Source organism: Aminobacter sp. J41, from assembly GCF_000526635.1.
Taxonomy (GTDB): Bacteria; Pseudomonadota; Alphaproteobacteria; order Rhizobiales; family Rhizobiaceae; genus Aerobium.
The window spans coordinates 21,887-39,061 of record NZ_JAGL01000003.1 but is presented as its reverse complement, the minus strand read 5'-3'; the positions used below and the strand labels follow the sequence as shown (position 1 = coordinate 39,061).

13 protein-coding genes and 1 pseudogene are annotated in these 17,175 nt (G+C 62.7%); 3 read left to right on the top strand and 11 right to left on the bottom strand.

Annotated elements, in window-relative coordinates:
* Positions 1–154: 154 nt before the first annotated feature.
* Positions 155–1,057 carry an SMP-30/gluconolactonase/LRE family protein gene (locus tag L630_RS0103050; protein WP_245263645.1) on the bottom strand — a complete coding sequence of 301 codons (903 nt, stop codon included), beginning with the start codon at positions 1,055–1,057 and terminating at the stop codon, positions 155–157.
* A gap of 111 nt (positions 1,058–1,168) precedes the next feature.
* On the opposite strand from L630_RS0103050, the gene lexA reads away from it, so the two are divergent.
* Positions 1,169–1,882, top strand: a complete 714-nt coding sequence (lexA, locus tag L630_RS0103045; RefSeq protein ID WP_024846811.1) for a transcriptional repressor LexA — start codon at positions 1,169–1,171, stop codon at positions 1,880–1,882.
* Here lexA and L630_RS22100 read toward each other — a convergent pair.
* Positions 1,876–4,241: pseudogene (locus L630_RS22100) on the bottom strand (ComEC/Rec2 family competence protein). The gene lexA and the pseudogene L630_RS22100 overlap by 7 nt on opposite strands.
* Positions 4,242–4,352: 111 nt before the next feature.
* Here L630_RS22100 and gltX point away from each other — a divergent pair.
* Together gltX and gltA are read left to right on the top strand one after the other, a co-directional pair.
* Entirely contained in the window at positions 4,353–5,777 is a 1,425-nt protein-coding gene (gene gltX, locus L630_RS0103035; RefSeq protein WP_024846810.1) for a glutamate--tRNA ligase, read from the top strand.
* A gap of 162 nt (positions 5,778–5,939) precedes the next feature.
* A complete protein-coding gene (gene gltA, locus L630_RS0103030; protein ID WP_024846809.1) occupies positions 5,940–7,229 on the top strand; it encodes a citrate synthase in 1,290 nt (429 codons plus the stop codon).
* 96 nt (positions 7,230–7,325) lie between these two features.
* Here gltA and L630_RS0103025 read toward each other — a convergent pair whose 3' ends face one another.
* The 9 genes from L630_RS0103025 to L630_RS0102985 form a co-directional block, all read right to left on the bottom strand.
* Positions 7,326–8,483: a lipid-A-disaccharide synthase gene (locus L630_RS0103025; protein ID WP_024846808.1), complete on the bottom strand. Its 1,158-nt coding sequence runs from the start codon at positions 8,481–8,483 to the stop codon at positions 7,326–7,328.
* On the bottom strand, positions 8,480–9,379 hold the full coding sequence (gene lpxI, locus L630_RS0103020) for a UDP-2,3-diacylglucosamine diphosphatase LpxI (RefSeq protein WP_348601468.1): 900 nt from the start codon (positions 9,377–9,379) through the stop codon (positions 8,480–8,482). Before lpxI ends, L630_RS0103025 begins: the two co-directional genes overlap by 4 nt.
* Positions 9,363–10,193 carry an acyl-ACP--UDP-N-acetylglucosamine O-acyltransferase gene (gene lpxA / locus L630_RS0103015; protein WP_024846806.1) on the bottom strand — a complete coding sequence of 277 codons (831 nt, stop codon included), beginning with the start codon at positions 10,191–10,193 and terminating at the stop codon, positions 9,363–9,365. Before lpxA ends, lpxI begins: the two co-directional genes overlap by 17 nt.
* Before the next feature lie 12 nt (positions 10,194–10,205).
* Entirely contained in the window at positions 10,206–10,679 is a 474-nt protein-coding gene (fabZ, locus tag L630_RS0103010) for a 3-hydroxyacyl-ACP dehydratase FabZ (RefSeq protein ID WP_024846805.1), read from the bottom strand.
* Positions 10,672–11,730 carry a UDP-3-O-(3-hydroxymyristoyl)glucosamine N-acyltransferase gene (gene lpxD, locus L630_RS0103005; protein WP_024846804.1) on the bottom strand — a complete coding sequence of 353 codons (1,059 nt, stop codon included), beginning with the start codon at positions 11,728–11,730 and terminating at the stop codon, positions 10,672–10,674. The genes fabZ and lpxD overlap by 8 nt, the downstream gene beginning before the upstream one ends.
* A gap of 51 nt (positions 11,731–11,781) precedes the next feature.
* Complete coding sequence (gene bamA / locus L630_RS0103000; RefSeq protein ID WP_024846803.1) at positions 11,782–14,163, bottom strand: outer membrane protein assembly factor BamA; 2,382 nt, start codon at positions 14,161–14,163, stop codon at positions 11,782–11,784.
* A gap of 221 nt (positions 14,164–14,384) precedes the next feature.
* Entirely contained in the window at positions 14,385–15,524 is a 1,140-nt protein-coding gene (gene rseP / locus L630_RS0102995; RefSeq protein ID WP_024846802.1) for an RIP metalloprotease RseP, read from the bottom strand.
* Between the two features lie 97 nt (positions 15,525–15,621).
* The gene (locus tag L630_RS0102990) at positions 15,622–16,458 is read right to left on the bottom strand and encodes a phosphatidate cytidylyltransferase (RefSeq protein ID WP_024846801.1); all 837 of its coding nucleotides are present in this window, start codon (positions 16,456–16,458) and stop codon (positions 15,622–15,624) included.
* The gene (locus L630_RS0102985; RefSeq protein ID WP_024846800.1) at positions 16,455–17,174 is read right to left on the bottom strand and encodes an isoprenyl transferase; all 720 of its coding nucleotides are present in this window, start codon (positions 17,172–17,174) and stop codon (positions 16,455–16,457) included. Before L630_RS0102985 ends, L630_RS0102990 begins: the two co-directional genes overlap by 4 nt.
* Between the last annotated feature and the right edge of the window lies 1 nt (position 17,175).

The following is a 17,175-nucleotide window of genomic DNA, read 5'->3' as shown; positions in this document are numbered from 1 at the left end:
GAGGCCAATCTGCAGCGGACGCCCATCGATCTGATGTGTCGCATCCGCGTTCCGACCGGGTCAAGACTCGGCCACCAATGAATGCCCCATACCACCGCATTTTGAGCGGTTTCATGGCATCATCAATGACAAAGGCTCCTGTCCGCTGTTTCCGCTAGAGGACCACCCTTGGATCAGGCAGCGCCCGGAAGCCGGTTTCGACCGCAAAGACGGCACCGGCGAGCGGCTGGGCGGCAAGCGCTTCTGCAGATAAACCTTCCTGCGCAGTGGTTACGAAAAGGGTGGACCAGTTCCGGCCACCAAAGGCCGGACAGGTGATCTGGCTCACCGGAAGTTCGATCCTGAGATCCTCGCGTCCGTTCGGCGTATAGCGCGCGACGCAGGATTTCGCCCAACACGCCACCCAGAGGAAGCCATCGGCATCGAAAATGGCTCCATCTGGACTTGTCGCGACCTGCCGCAGGTCGAGGAAAATCGTCCGGTCGCCCGTCGGCCAGCCGTCCCGGTCCAGCGCCTGGCGCCAGATGATGCGCTCCCGGCTATCAGCAAAACAGGCGAACTCGCCATCCGGCGAAAAGCAGGTGGCGTTGGGAATATCGATACCTGTGAAGAGGGCTCGCAGTTCGCCCCGATAGTAGCGGTAGATGGTGCCTAAGCCCGGTTCCGCCCTGCGTCCCGTCGTACCGATCCAAAAGCCCCCTTTCGGGTCTGCCCGACCGTCATTGGTACGCAGGCTTGGCCGATCCGGCTCGATCCGGCAGATCGTCTCCCGCGAGCCGCTTTCGATATTAAAGCGCATCAGGCCGCCAGCCCCCGCTACAAGCAGGTTGTCGTGGTCGATCCAGCCGAGGGCCGAGACCGGTACATCGAAAGTCCACTCGAAGACCTTCTCCTCCTTCCGCGACCGCAGCTTCTGGCCGACGATGTCGACCCAGAAAAGCTGCTCCCTGTCCGGATGCCACAGCGGCCCCTCGCCAAGCGCACAAAGCCGATCATCAAAGACTCTTGGTTCCACCAGCCCCTCCCCTGGAACTTCAATCGAAGCACCTTGTGCCACAACCCGTCGTCTCGTGCAGCAGGGCGCGCCCCTATTAACGATTGCGGAACACAAATGGAACATATAGTGTTTTGTTCAGGGTTTGTTTTTCTGATTCCCAAGGGGCGCCCGATGCTTACGCGCAAGCAACACGAACTGCTTCTCTTCATCCATGAGCGGTTGAAGGAGACGGGCATTCCTCCTTCATTCGATGAAATGAAGGAGGCGCTGGACCTGGCGTCCAAGTCGGGCATTCACCGCCTTATCACCGCCCTTGAGGAACGCGGCTTCATCCGCCGCCTGCCCAACCGGGCGCGCGCCCTCGAGGTTCTGCGCCTTCCCGACTCGATTGCGCCGGGTCTCAACTCAGCGAAAAAATTCTCGCCGAGCGTGATCCAGGGCAGCCTTGGCAAGGTGCCGGAGCCTGCGCGCGTGCAGGTGCCGAGCAATGACGACGCCGCATCCGGCATCTCCGTTCCGGTGATGGGCCGCATCGCAGCGGGCGTGCCGATCAGCGCGATTCAGCAGCAGACCCACTCGATCGCCGTGCCGCCGGACATGCTGCGCGGCGGCGAGCACTATGCGCTCGAGGTCAAGGGCGACTCGATGATCGAGGCAGGCATTTTCGATGGCGACACGGTGATCATCCGCAACACCTCATCGGCGACCCCGGGCGACATCGTCGTCGCCCTCGTCGATGACGAGGAAGCAACGCTCAAGCGTTTCCGCCGGAAAGGCGACTCGATTGCGCTGGAAGCCGCTAACCCCGCCTATGAGACCCGCATTTTTGGGCCGGACCGAGTGAAGGTCCAGGGCAGGCTGGTCGGCCTCATCCGCCGCTACTGAACCGTTTCTTTAGTTTCACTGTTCGCGCCGGCCGCACCTTGTGTGGCCGTCGTTCGTTCAGGCAATCCGCGCGCAGCCCGCGAGAAGCGGCGATGATCATGCCACGGCCGGTATGGCATGCTGATGGCGTGCCGGATTTGCGCCCGACCTTGCGCATCAAATCGAACTTCCGCTGCCCCGTGCATCGCCAGATCGCGCGTGGTGAGCGTCAACGTGCCTGAGCCCGCGCAGGGATTGGGCGTTGTGGCATCGGCGAGCACAAGCAGCGCCGTCCGTCCGCAGGCATCACGTGCCGCTTCCTCATCTGCAGTGTAGACAATCGTGTTTCCGCTTTCATGACGGGCGGTGCAGGTCTTTCCTGAACAGATGAAGCCCTGTTCGAGCGAGTCGTCTTCGGCTTGCGGCCGCACTACCGTGGTTGCCCGCATCGCGCGCTGCCAATTTTCAAGCGCAAAGCCGCGCGGTCGCGACTGGTTGACGGCAACAGCCCCGTCCGACAGGCGCATCGCAACGAGCCTGCCGTCCTCGGCGATCAGGACGTCCGGTCGGGCGTCAACAAGAACAAGTATTGTCAGGCCTGCGGCGATCGGCGCTGCTGCCAGCCAGCGCAGGGACGTCTGCGACATTGTGAGGATTGCGAGGCCAGCGGCCAACAAGAGGACAGAAGCGCCGGGAATGGCACCGGTAGAGTCGTAGAACGAACGCTCCGCGAGCCACTGCGCGACTGCAATGACCGCTGCTATCCCCTCGCCCATCGCAATCAGCGGGAGCGCGTCAAGACCGAGCGGCATCAGGATCGACGCTGCTACCGCCATCGGCATCACCACCACCGACACGATCGGCATCGCGGCAAGATTGGCGCACAGGCCGAGGGGCGGACTTGCTGAAAATGCCAGGCGCTGAAAAGCGCCGTCGCGCCGCCGGCGATGATCGATGTCGCTGCGAGGGCAATGGCAGCCGCAGAGCAGTACCGTACAATTCGTCCCGGGAAGGATGGCGTAGTGCGCCGGCGTCGCGGCTCCTGCCCTGCGCGGTAGCTGGTCCACGCAGCGTAAGATGCGACCAGTGCGGCGGTTGCTGCGAACGACATCTGGAAGGAAGGCCCTGCCACCTCATGCGGCGAGATCAGCAAGATGATGATCGCGGAGATGGCGAGATTGCGCATGGTGAGCGCCGCGCGGTCGAACACGATCGCCAGCAGCATGACCGCAAGCATGATGAAGCTGCGCTGCGCCGCGACATCCGCCCCGGAGATCAGCAGGTAGAAGGCGGCTGCTAGCAGAGCGATCACCGCCGCATATTTCTTCACCGGCCGCCGCATCGCGAAATTGGGAGCGAGCGCGAAGGCGCTGCGCAGTGCGACCATCAGCGTGCCGCCTACAAGGGCCATATGCAGGCCCGAGATTGAAATGACGTGGTAGAGGCCGGTGATGCGCAGAGCCTCGTTGATTTCTTCCGGAATGCCTGCCCGGATGCCGGTGATCAGAGCGGCTGCAATCGCTCCTTCTGGACCGCCAATCGTCTCTGTGATCCGCGTGGCCATCTTCTGGCGCAGCGTTTGGACCCACGCCATTCCGCGCATCCAGAGGGCCGGCTCGGGCCACTCGCCCTCCACAATCTCGGGTGCGCCCATGAAAAAGCCGATTGCACCGATGCCCGAAAAGTAACTCTGAAACGAGAAGTCATAGCTGTACGGCCGTACCGGACCCGAGGGCGAGATAAGCCTGACGACGCCTTCGATGACCTCTCCTATTCCGGCATTTTGCGGCATCGACCTCGCAGTGACACGTACGATGTCCGGCGCATAGCGCAGGACGGGCCGCCGGGTGTCGAGGACCCGAAGCGTCAGTCTCACCCGCCCGGAAGCCTGTTGCTCGATCAACTCCACGCGGCCGGTCAGCCTTGTGGTTACCTCCGAGCCGAGGATGCGCGTGCCTGCTGTAAGCGTTTCAATCTTGGCGCTCACAGCACCGCTGGCAACGAGCAGCCCTGACATGGCCAGCAGACGCCAGGCGAAGTGTGTGCGCAGCCACCAACAGAGACTCAGGAGGCCGAAGACGAGCGCAGTGAGCGGAAGAAGGGTGGGCTCGTGCGGCAGGGCGAAATAGGTGAGCGCCCCGGCACCAATAAAGACCGGAATACAAAGAAACGGCGTCCCGCGATCAATTTCAGCTTCAAACGCCGCGCGCGCGCTTCTTGTGATATCCGTCCAATCGCGGGCCTTTCCGAGGCGCGTGCGCCAGCTTATCCGGCCTCTTCTGCCGAAAATTTGGCTCCGGGCACCATCGGTTCGCGCGAGATCGGTCCCGCCGAAGAACAGGCGGCGCTCGTCAATTTCCGCATGCTCCTCCCCGCCCATGCCGCGTTTCCCAGCCCCGTAGGCGCTTGCACGATGAGGTCGCTATGCTACATGAGCGCCAGACAAATACCATCGGCCGTTCAACGGCCAGTTTTCTCATGGATGGATCCCGTGTCCGACAAGGTTGTCACCCGCTTCGCGCCCTCACCTACCGGCTTCCTGCACATTGGTGGTGCGCGCACCGCGCTCTTCAACTGGCTTTATGCCAAGCACACCGGCGGCATCATGCTGCTGCGCATCGAGGATACCGACCGTGAGCGCTCGACCGAGGCGGCAACCCGGGCGATCCTCGACGGTCTGAAGTGGCTCGGGCTCGAGTGGGAAGGCGAGCCGATCTCGCAGTATCAGCGCGCCGACCGTCACCGCGAGGTGGCCGAGGAACTCGTCCGCATGGGCAAGGCGTATTACTGTTATGCGACCCCGCAGGAGCTCGAGGAGATGCGCGAGAAGGCTCGCGCAGAGGGACGCCCGCCGCGCTATGACGGCCGCTGGCGCGACCGCGATCCGTCCGAGGCACCGGCCGGCGTGAAGCCCGCGATCCGCATCAAGGCGCCTCAGGAAGGCGAGACGATCGTCTACGACAAGGTGCAGGGCGAGGTCCGCTTCCCGAACAAGGATCTCGACGATTTCATCATCCTGCGCTCGGACGGCAACCCGACCTACATGCATGCCGTGGTCGTTGATGACCATGACATGGGCGTCACCCACATCATTCGCGGCGACGACCATCTGACGAATGCCGCACGTCAGACCATCATCTACCAGGCCATGGGCTGGGACGTGCCGGTCATGGCGCACATTCCGCTGATCCATGGTTCGGACGGTGCGAAGCTGTCGAAGCGCCATGGTGCGCTGGGCGTCGAAGCCTATCGCGCGATGGGCTATCTGCCCAAGGCGCTGCTGAACTACCTCGCCCGCCTGGGCTGGAGCCATGGCGATGACGAGGTCATGTCCATCGAGGACATGATCAGCTGGTTCGACATCGTGGACGTCAACAAGGGCGCCGCCCGTTTCGACTTCGCCAAGCTTGGGGCGCTCAACGGCATCCACATGCGCAACACCGACGACAAGGTGCTGCTCGACCAGTTCCTGGGCACCCTGCCCTACATCGAGGAGCGCGGCGCAATCCCCACCGAGCTCAGCGACGAGCAGAAGGCTAAGCTGCTCGCCGCGCTTCCGGGCCTCAAGGAACGTGCAAAGACGCTGGTGGAGCTGGCGGACAGCGCCCAGTACCTGTTCGTGCAGCGTCCGCTGAACCTCGACGAGAAGGCGACGCAGATCCTCGACGCGGATGCGCGCGCCACGATCGCCGGCCTCCTGCCGCGGTTTGAAGCCCTGGGCGAGTGGACCGCGGCATCGACCGAGTCGGTCGTGCGCGCCTATGCCGAGGAGACTGGACTGAAGCTCGGAAAGATCGCGCAACCGCTCCGCGCGGCCCTTACGGGACGTTCAACTTCGCCCGGCGTGTTCGACGTCCTGGCTGTTCTCGGACGCGATGAAAGTATTGCGCGCCTGGCTGATCAGGCCGCAGGCTGAAGATAACTTTTTGGGCAGCTGTTGCATTTTTGCGTTGCAACATCTGCCCGTCGGAATAGCTTGGCAGGCCAGTCCAAATCGGATAGCTAGGGCCCGCGATCGGAGGAACTCGCTGAGCGAAACTGATCGGTGGCGGGGAAACATATTTAAGAGGTGATTGTCATGAGCAGCACGGCCGCAACACTTGATTTCAAGGGAAAACCCACTGAATTCAAGGTGCGACAAGGGACGGTGGGGCCGGACGTCATCGACATCAGCTCCCTCTACAAGGAGACCGGCGCTTTCACCTACGATCCGGGTTTCACCTCGACCGCAAGCTGCGAGTCCAAGATCACCTACATCGACGGTGACCAGGGCGTCCTGCTGCACCGTGGCTATCCGATCGAGCAGCTCGCCGAGCACGGCGACTTCCTCGAGACCTGCTACCTGCTCCTCTACGGCGAGCTGCCGACCAAGGCGCAGAAGGAAGACTTCGACTACCGCGTCACGCACCACACCATGGTGCACGAGCAGCTGTCGCGCTTCTTCACCGGCTTCCGCCGCGACGCCCACCCGATGGCTGTCATGTGCGGTGTCGTCGGCGCGCTTTCGGCCTTCTACCACGACTCCACCGACATCTCCGATCCGCATCACCGCATGGTCGCGTCGATCCGCCTGATCGCAAAGATGCCGACGATCGCAGCGATGGCCTACAAGTACCACATCGGACAGCCTTTCGTTTACCCGAAGAACGAGCTGTCCTTCGCGGCCAACTTCCTGCACATGTGCTTCGCGGTTCCCTGCGAGGAGTACAAGGTCAACCCGATCCTCGCTCGCGCGATGGAACGCATCTTCATCCTGCACGCCGACCACGAGCAGAACGCGTCCACCTCGACCGTCCGCCTCGCCGGTTCGTCGGGCGCCAACCCATTCGCCTGCATCGCGGCCGGCATTGCCTGCCTGTGGGGCCCGGCACACGGCGGCGCGAACGAGGCTGCGCTCAACATGCTGGCCGAGATCGGTTCCGTTGACCGTATTCCGGAATTCATCGCCCGCGCGAAGGACAAGAACGATCCGTTCCGCCTGATGGGCTTCGGTCACCGCGTCTACAAGAACTACGATCCGCGCGCCAAGATCATGCAGAAGACCTGCCATGAGGTGCTCGGCGAGCTCGGCATCAAGGACGATCCGCTGCTCGACGTCGCGATGGAGCTCGAGAAGATCGCCCTGACCGACGAGTACTTCATCGAGAAGAAGCTGTACCCGAACATCGACTTCTACTCGGGCATCACGCTGAAGGCGCTCGGCTTCCCGACGACCATGTTCACCGTGCTGTTCGCCGTCGCGCGCACCGTCGGCTGGGTCGCACAGTGGAAGGAAATGATCGAGGATCCGCACCAGAAGATCGGCCGTCCGCGTCAGCTCTACACCGGCCATACCCTCCGCGACTATGTGCCGATCGCTCAGCGCTGATCGCAAAAGATCTAAAGAGAAGGGGCGCCTCGGGCGCCTCTTTTGTTTTGCCGGTTGATCTCGGCGGGAAATTGCGGCAGTGGCGGCGGGTCGATGCTAGCGCCCGATGCGGCGGAGGACGACTTCCGCAGCCAAATCGCCGGGAGGTTTTGGCATCTTCATTCGCCGCGCCACGTGCAGAAGGCCGTCGATCTGCGCGATGCGGGCGGGCGTGTCCGCCCACAGCTGTTCGATGAGGCGAGCGAGATATTCGGGCCGGACGAAGTCGTTGTAGAACTCCGGGACAACCGGCCAGTCGGCGATGAGGTTCGGCAATGCCGCCGACCAGGTCGTCACGAACCGCATCAGCTGCGACGCCATCCAGTCGGGCCGATAGCAGGAAATCATCGGCACACGCGACAAGGCTAGTTCCAGCAGGACCGTGCCCGAGGCTGCGAGGGCTGCATCCGCCTCGCCGAATGCCTGCCACTTCTCTTCCGCAGACTCAACAAACCGCGGCCACACGGGCCACTCGAGGCAGCCGTCGCGAACGATCTGGGCGACATGCGGCACCGTCGGGACCACGACCTCAAAGTCATGGCCGCGCTTAGCAAGGATGCCGACGGTTTCCCCGAACGGCCGCAACAGGCGGCGCACTTCGCTTCGACGAGAGCCCGGCAGGACCAGCAGTGTTCTGCGTCCTTCACGGATGCGCTCAGTCTGCATCTGTGCTGCCTGCGCAACGCCTGGATTGGCGGCCAGGCAGTGGCCCACATAAGTGCCTTGCGGGCCATCGAGTGTCCGCAGCGCTTCCGGTTCGAACGGTAGCACGCAAAGAATTTCATCGATGTAGGGCTTCATCGACGGCGCCCTGCCCGGCCGCCATGCCCATACACTGGGACAGACGTAGTGGATGATCGGGATCTTGGGATCGGCTTCACGTACCTTTTTCGCCACCCGCAGAGCAAAGTCGGGGCTGTCGATGGTGATGAGGCAATCCGGCTTCGAGGCAACGATGTGCGCCGCGGTCTGGTTGATCCGCCGCATCAGCTTAGGCAGCTCCTTCACCACCGTCGTGATGCCCATAAGAGCGATCTCGGAGCCATCGAACAGCGGATCCATCCCGGCTTCGCGCAGATGCCGGCCACCGACGCCTGAAAGTTCAACCGGACGGCCAGTGATCTTGCGAAGCGACTCGGCAAGATCGACGCCGAGAAGATCGCCGGACTCCTCTCCGGCAACCATGGCGATTCGCAGGGGGCTCTCCGAAGTCATATGTCCTCCTTGGCAGCCTGCGGCTCGATGCCGACGACGAACAGGCCGAGCTCATCGGCCCGGGCAATGGCGCGGTCAAAGTCAAGGATGAAGCAGCCGCCCGCCTCGACGGCAACGCCTGCGAGCCCGGCCCGGTGGGCCTGATCCATCGTGTCGGGGCCAATGGCCGGAATGTCTGCCCGGCGCTCCTGCTGCGGCTTGAGGCGCTTCACGAGCACCCCCCGCTTCTTGCCGGCCAAACGCCCGTGCCCGCGCAGGGCCGCCGTGCGTTCGAGCAGACCTTCGGTGCCCTCAATGCCTTCGAGGGCAATGACGCGGCCGCCAACAGCAACAGCCGCCTGGCCAATGTCGAGCTTGCCGATGAGTTCGGCCGCCTGTGAAGCGGCTTCTATGTCACGCTTGTCGCCCTTTGCCGGAGCTTCCTTCGTCAAAACACCTGCGGGCGCGAGCAGGTCAGGCACCACTTCATGCGCACCGACCACGCGAAATCCTTGCTTTTCGATCGCGCCAATGACGGTGCGCAGCAGGCCGTCGTCACCACGCATGAGGCCGGTGATGACGCGCGAGATCAGGCGCATCAGCGTCCCGTTCCATTTCATGCCGGTAAGTTTCGGCCGGCGGCCGACGCTGCCCGCAAGGATCACATGCGTGATTTTTTCCTGCGTAAAGCGATCGAGCAGCGGCCCGAAGTCCTCGAGCCTCACCGTGGTCTGCGGGATGCCGGAAAAGTCTGCTTCGGCAGCCTCGCCCTGGAGGACGGCGACGAACGGATTGCTGCCCCGCTCGGCCAGCGTGCGGGCGACCGCCACGGGAAGCGCGCCGCCGCCAGCTATGATGGCGACGCGTCCATAGGGAATATGCCTGATCTGATTGTCTTCGTCAGTCGATGTCATCATGGGCATCATCGCGGTCACCCAATGCCGGTACCACGAAATGCCGCTTGCCGCGACTGGTCATGAAGTCGAGGATCTCGATGACCTCGGGGATGTCCGCAAACTCCTTGCGGACGGCCTCGGCGTTTTCCGCCACCGTGCCGCTCGACGAGAACAGCATGCGGTAAGCCGCACGCATCGCCTGCAGCTGGGTGCGGGTCATACCCGAGCGCTTCAGCCCGACAACGTTGAAGCCGTGCAGAGTTGCACGGTTACCGACCGCCATGGCGAAGGGAATGACGTCGCCGACGATCGCGGAGCACCCGCCAAGGAAGGCGCGACGGCCGATGCGGCAGAACTGGTGCACGGCCGTGAGGCCGCCGATGATGACATGATCGCCGACCTCGCAGTGGCCGCCGAGGGTCGCGCCGTTGGTAAGCGTGACGTTGTTGCCCACCACGCAGTCGTGCGCAATATGTGAATAGGCCAGCAGGAAGCAGTTGTCGCCGACCACTGTAGCGCCCGAACCTGCGTCAGAGCCCTTGTGAATGGTCACCGACTCGCGGATGTCGCAATTCTTGCCGACGGTGAGCGTCGTGCGGCCGCCCTTGTGCTTGGTGTCCTGCGGCAGGCCACCAAGCGCGGCAAATGCCTGAATACGGGTGCCCTCGCCGATCGTCGTGGCGCCCTGGATCGATACGTGGTTTGCGAGATGAACGTTGTCACCCAGCACCACGTCCGGCCCCACATAGCAGAAGGGACCGACATAGACGCCAGATCCGAGCTGTGCGCCCGTTTCGACGAGCGCACTCGGATGAACAAAAGTCTCGGAAGTCAAAAAAATTCTCCGTCAGCTCGCCGTCTTAGGCGACATCATGGCCGAAATTTCGGCCTCGGCAACCTTGTTGCCTTCAACAATTGCTTCGCAGGCGAAACGCCAGATGTTGCCGCGCTGCTTGAGCTTCTTCACGTGGATCTCGAGGCGGTCACCGGGGACGACAGGCTTGCGGAACTTCGCGTTGTCGATCGTCATGAAGTAGACCAGCGAAGGCTTGTCGAGTCCGGTCTTGCGGATGCAGATCGCGCCGGCCGTCTGCGCCATGGCCTCGATGATGAGGACGCCCGGCATGACAGGCTGTTCCGGGAAATGTCCTGTGAAATGCGGCTCGTTGAAAGTGACGTTCTTGATGCCGATCGCGGAGTTGTCTTCATCGATCTCGATGACGCGGTCGATCAGCAGAAACGGATAGCGGTGCGGCAGCAGCCGCATAATCTGCAGAATGTCGAGGCTTTCAAGCGTGTTGCCCTGAGTTTCCTCAGCCATCGCCCTGTCCCTTCTCTGTTCTTGGAGTAATCAGTTTCCGGATAGCGGCGACTTCGCGGAAGAAATCCTTGATCGGCCGCGCGGGGGCGCCAGCCCACCGTTCGCCGGCCGGAATGTCGTTCATCACACCCGACCTGGCGGCGATCTGCGCGCCGGAGCCTACATTGATGTGATCGGCAATGCCAACGCTGCCGCCCATCATCACGCCATCGCCGAGGGTGACGGAGCCGGAAATTCCGCACTGGCCCGCAATCAGGCAGGCGCGTCCGATGCGCACGTTATGCGCGATCTGGACCAAATTATCGATCTTCGATTTGTCGCCAATGACTGTGTCGGACAGCGCACCGCGGTCAATGGTGGTGTTTGCGCCGATCTCGACGTCGTCCTGGATGATTACGCGGCCAACCTGCGGCATCTTCTCGGGGCCGGTCCGTCCGCCGACGAACCCGAAGCCATCCTGGCCTATGCGAACGCCGGCGTGCACAATCACCCGGTTGCCGATCATAGCGTGCTGGATGCTGGCACCAGGCCCCACGAAACACTCGAGCCCGATCTTGCAGTTGGCGCCAATGACCGAGTTGGGGCCGATTATGGACCCCTCGCCTATTGCGGCATCAGCGCCGATGACCGCACCTGGCTCGACGATCACGCCTGCTTCAATGGTCGCGCTCGGATGAACGAAGGCAGCCTTCGAGATCCCGGTCTCACCGGTCACCGAGACCGGACGCGCAGCGGCGGGGAACAGCAAGCGGCCGATGCTCGCAAAATCCTGCTGCGGTGCCTTCGAAACGAGAACGGCAATACCAGCCGGCACGTCTTTGGACACGTCGTCGGTGCACAGCAACACGCCGCCGGCAATGCCCTTGAGCAGCCCAGCGTTGCGGCGCCCTTCGACAAAGACAAGCGCACCGGCGCCGCCGTTTTCGGCAGACGCCAGTGACGCCACTGTCATCGAAGCGTGTTCAGGAGTGCGAAGCTCCGCCCCCGTCAGCGCCGCAATTTCAGCTGCGGTGAAAGTGCGCGACGCTTGAAAGAAAACCGGGTCCGTCATGCGAGCCTTCTTATCCGGGCCGCGAGCGGCCCGGAAGAGTTATTGCTGTGACTAGAACCGGGTCGACATGCCGAAGCTGAACTCCTGCACCCGATCGGTAGCTTCCTTCTTGAAAGGCACAGCGTAGTCGACACGCAGCGGACCGAACGGCGAGGCCCAGATGATGCTGGCGCCCGCAGAAGCACGCCACTCCATGCCGGTCCCGGCTGCACCGGCGATGTCGCTGCCATAGAGCGTCGCGGCATCGACGAAGGCTGCACCGCGGAAGCCGAGGCTCTCCGACAGGAACGGCAGCGGGAACTGCACTTCAGCCGACGCATTGAAGTACGTGGTGCCACCCAGGTGGTAGCTGTCGCGGCGACGGTTCACATCCGGATCGTACGGGCCGATGCCGTTGTGGCGGAAGCCGCGAATCATGCGGTCGTTGCCCTGGAAGTGGTCGAACACCCGCAATTCACCCGAGCCGTAGCTCATAATGTGGCCGGCGCCCACCGAGAGAAGGCCAACCAGGTCGAGCTCATCGACCAGCGGCTTGTAGTAGCTGCCGCGAGCCGTGAACTTCGCCCACTTCGCATCTCCACCAAGGCCGGCGACTTCAGTCGTGAAGTTGGCGTAGATGCCGTTGCGCGGGTTCTGGATGTTGTCGATCGTGTTGTAGATCAGCGAGCCGCTGACCGACGACTTCGTCCAGGTACCTTCGTCAATCGCATCCTGAATGTGCTTCGACAGCACATTGTCGTCACGGCAGTCGTAACGCGAGCCACCTTCCTGGATGCAGTCGTCGTCGAACTTGTACTTTTCCTGCGTGTAGTTGTACGCGACCTGCGTGCTCAGGCCCTGCGTGATCGGCAGGCCGAAGCGGATCGTGCCACCGGTCAGCTGGCTATGGTACTCATCGTACTCGCGCGTGTTGCGGAAGATGTCGAAGCCCGCAGAAATACGGCGGCCGAGGAAGTACGGCTCGGTGAACGACAGCTGGTAGTCGCGCGAGTTCTTGCCGCCACCGCCAGCGAGGCGGATGGACTGGCCGCGGCCGAGGAAGTTGCGCTCTGCAATCGAGCCTTCGACCGAGAAACCGCCGGTCGGACCACCACCGGTCGCGTAACCCCCACCGATCGACAATTCACCGGTCGACTTCTCAACGACATCAACAACCAGAACAACCTGGTCAGGCTCAGAGCCGGGAGCGGTCGCGATGTTAACGGTCTGGAAGAAGTCCAGAGCCTCAAGACGGCGCTTGGCGCGCTGAATCAGGACCTGGTTGAAAGCGTCGCCCTCGCTGACGTCGAACTCGCGACGGATGACGTAGTCGCGGGTGCGGCTGTTGCCGCGAATTTCGATGCGCTCGATGTAGGCGCGCGGACCCTGGTCGATGGTGTAGACGACCGAGATCGTGCCGTTCTCGAAATTGCGGTCACCGCGAGGGGTAACCTGCGCGAATGCGTAGCCAAGGTCAGCAGAACGCTCGGAGAGACCGAGCAGCGTGTCCTCGACGTCCTTGGCCGAGTAGTACTTGCCCTCGACGGTCTTGATCTGCGAGCGCAGGACTTCCGGCGACAGGCCTTCGACCGTGCTCTCGACCTCGATCGAGCCGAAGCGGTAGCGCTGCCCCTCATCCACCACGAAGGTGATGTCGTAGGAGTTGGTCTGGTCGTTGTGCTGCGCAGACGACGAGATCACGCGGAAGTCAGCATAGCCGCGGTTGTAGTAGAAGCGACGCAGCGCCTCTTCGTCGGCACGCAGACGATCCGCGTCGTAGATGTCATTGCGGGTCAGCCACGACATAACGCCCGAGCGCTTGGTCGAGATGACGTCGCGCAGACGGCTGTCGGAGTAGGCAGAGTTGCCATCGAAGGTGATCGACGAAATCTTGGTGCGGCCGCCCTCTTCCACGTTGAAGACGACGTTGACGCGATTCTCGCCGAGGTCGACGACCTGGTAGGAAACATTCGCACCCTCGCGGCCGACGCGAGCGTAGGCCTGACGGATGGTTTCGGCGTCAGCCTCGGCGGTCGCGCTGGAGAACGAGCCGCGCGGCTGCAGCTGGATCTGACGGATGAGGTCCTCGTCCTTCAGGCGCTTGTTGCCCTGGAACAAAACCTGGTTGACGATCGAGTATTCGTCGACGGTGACGACGAGCGCGCCGCCAGCCTGATTGATGCGCACGTCGGAGAACAGGCCGGTAGCGAACAGGCGCTTCACAGCCTCGTCGACGTCGTCGTTATTGAAATTCCTGCCGGGACGGATCGCGATGTTGCTGCGGATCGTCTCCGCATCGACACGGCGGTTGCCGCGGACTTCGATCCTGTTGACCACGGCGGCTTCTGCGACGGCCACGGTTGCCAGCTGCAATGCGCCTGCGCCGCTCACCACAACGCCGGCCGAGATAGCGATCGCCGAAACGGCGCCGAACAAATTAGAAGCTGCCTTCATTGGGCTCTGAAACCTTTTATTCTCGTAGTCCCCACGGCGAGAACACCGGACGTGGCTGTCACAAGTGTCGTACCGTATTACCCGGATTTCGCCTACACGCAAGGGTTCTGGTTAAGATCCATTTACTTAATCACCGGCCGTGGCATTAGCGTCACGGGTAAGCCGCGCCATGGTAAATGCGCCGTCAATTTCATTAGCAAGCCGATCATTTTGTTCATCTTTCAGCAACCAAACAGGTCGTTCCAGAACACGAACATCATGAAGCCGAGCACAACCAACAGCCCCGCCCGGTAGAACATCTCCATCACGCGCTCGGACACCGGACGGCGCAAGGCGGCTTCCGCTGCGTAAAACGCCAGATGTCCGCCATCAAGAGGGGGAATCGGCAGGAGGTTGAGAATCCCAATTCCGACTGACAGCATCGCCACCAGCTGAACCAGCCACTCGAAGCCGAGCGCAGCCGCCTTCCCTGCCATGTCGGCAATCCTGACCGGTCCACCGAGCTGGCAGCGGTCCTCGCGTCCCGTCACGAAGCGCTGGAAGAACTGCCCGGTGCGGGCGATGATGTGGCCCGTCTCCTTCGTCGCCTCGACCAGCGCCTCACCCACCCCGTATTCGATGTGGCGGGGCTGGCCGAGTTCCTGATTGTTGACGACACCGATGATGCCGATGCGAATGGTGTTGCCGAGCGCGTCCTGCTGCTCAACGAGCTGCGGGGTCGCGGTCAGGGTCACTTCCTTCTCGCCACGCAACATGACAAAAGTGATGGTATCGCCGGCGCGCCCCGAAACCAGGCGCTGAACGTCGCCGAATGTCGTCACGCGCTTACCATCGACCGAAACGAAACGGTCACCCGGTTGGAAGCCTGCCTCCTCGGCCGCACTGCCCGGCCGCACCTCCGCCACCATCGGCTCCGAGACGTAGCGGCCATAGAGCGAGAACATCACCGCAAAGACGGCGATCGTCAGCAGGAAGTTGGCGAAGGGGCCCGCAAATACAGTCGCGGCGCGCTTCCAGACCGGCTGGAGATGGAACGCGCCCTTGCGCTCCTCCGGCGTCAGCACGCCCGTTTCCTGCGTCGAGGGATCGCTGGTCACGCTCATGTCGCCGACGAATTTCACGTAGCCGCCGAGCGGAATGGCGGAAAGCTTCCAGCGGGTCCCCTTGCGATCGAAGAAGCCGAACAGCTCTGGGCCGAAGCCGATCGAGAACTCGCGCACGCCGATACCGCACCAGCGGCCGACGAGGTAGTGCCCCATTTCGTGCACGAAGACGACGACGGTCAGCACGAACAGGAAGGGAATCAGCGTCGTGAAGATGATGTTGTCGAGGCTGAAGAATGTGCCCAGGATGTCGTTCACTTCGGTTCCTGCCCGCTCTTGTTCCTTCGCCCAGATACAGGATCAATACGGGCAAATCCGTGTCCGAAGCTGACCATAGTGGACAGTTCCGCGGTGGTCACCGGGCGAACAGGAAATGAGCGGGGAAATCCGGTGACACGAAGACCGCGCCAAGGATGAACAGTGCGGCCGCTGCCGCCACCAGCCCGTCGACACGGTCCATCACTCCGCCATGGCCCGGAATGAGCTGGCTCGAGTCCTTTACCCCGTAGCGCCGCTTAATGGACGATTCGAACAGGTCGCCGATCTGCGAGATCGCGGAGAGCACCAGGATGAGGACGAACAGCGCCACGATGTTCCAGCTGGTGCCATAGGACCACGCGACGATGAGGCCCGCAACGACAGCACCCAGCGTGCCGCCGATGGCGCCGCTCCAGGTCTTGCCGGGCGATATGGAAGGCGCGAGCTTCGGGCCGCCGAACTTCCGGCCGACAAAATATGCGGCAATGTCGGTCGCCCATACGACCGCGAAGAGGAAGATCGTGACCGCAAGGCCGGACGAATCGTCGTTGCGCAGGGCAGCGAGCGAAATGGCGCTGATGCCGGCATAGATAACGCCGAGCGACGGCCAGAGGCCGGATTTCGTCGCCACGCCGTAGATCAGCGCGACCAGGAAAACCGCCACGAGAACAATCAGCGTCGGCAAGATGGGATAGCCGATGACGAGAAGCGCAAGAACGGGCAGGAACAGGAGCCCTAGGAGGACGCGGTGAACCACTTTCTCCTTCGGCAGCACCATGCTGGTCCACTCGTAGAGAACCGCCGCACCGATGACGGCCGACAGCATCCGGTACCAGAAGCCGCCGGCCCAGGTCAGCGCAAGCACGACGATCGCAAGCACGATTGCCGACATCACGCGAAGCTGCAAATTGCTGCGACCGCCCGCCGCCGTCATAGGGCGACGTCCCGTGCCGGCGTCACGCCGCCAAAGCGCCGCTCCCTCGCCCCAAAGCTTTTGATGGCTTCCAGCAACTCGGCCTTGCCAAAGTCCGGCCAGTAGCACGGCAGAAAGACCAGCTCGCTGTAGGCCCCCTGCCAGAGCAGGAAGTTCGACAGGCGCAGCTCGCCGCTTGTGCGGATGATGAGATCCGGATCCGGCACGAAGTGCGTGTCGAGGAATTTTGCGAAGCTTTCCTGGGTGATATCTTCCGGACGCATCGAGCCGGCGGCAACCGCCTCGGCAATCGAACGCGTCGCCCGGACGATCTCGTCGCGGCTGCCATAGTTGAAGGCAATCACCAGGTTGAGTGACGTATTGCCAGCGGTCAGGCTTTCGGCCTCCTCAATGAGGAGGCGGATGTCCTTAGCGAGCCCCTCGCGCGCGCCGATCATCCGCACCCTGACACCAGCCTTGTGCAGCTCGGCGAGATCGCGGCGGATGAAGGTCTTCAGCAAGCCGAGGAGATCGCTGATCTCCGACTGCGGCCGTGACCAGTTTTCGGAGGAAAATGCGTAGACGGTAAGCCACGGAATCCCGAGGTCGCCTGCGGTCCGCACGGTCTGGCGCAGCGCCTCGACGCCGGCCCTGTGCCCGGCAATGCGCGGCAGGCCGCGAGCTTTCGCCCACCGGCCGTTGCCGTCCATGATGATCGCGATGTGCTCGGGTTTCAAA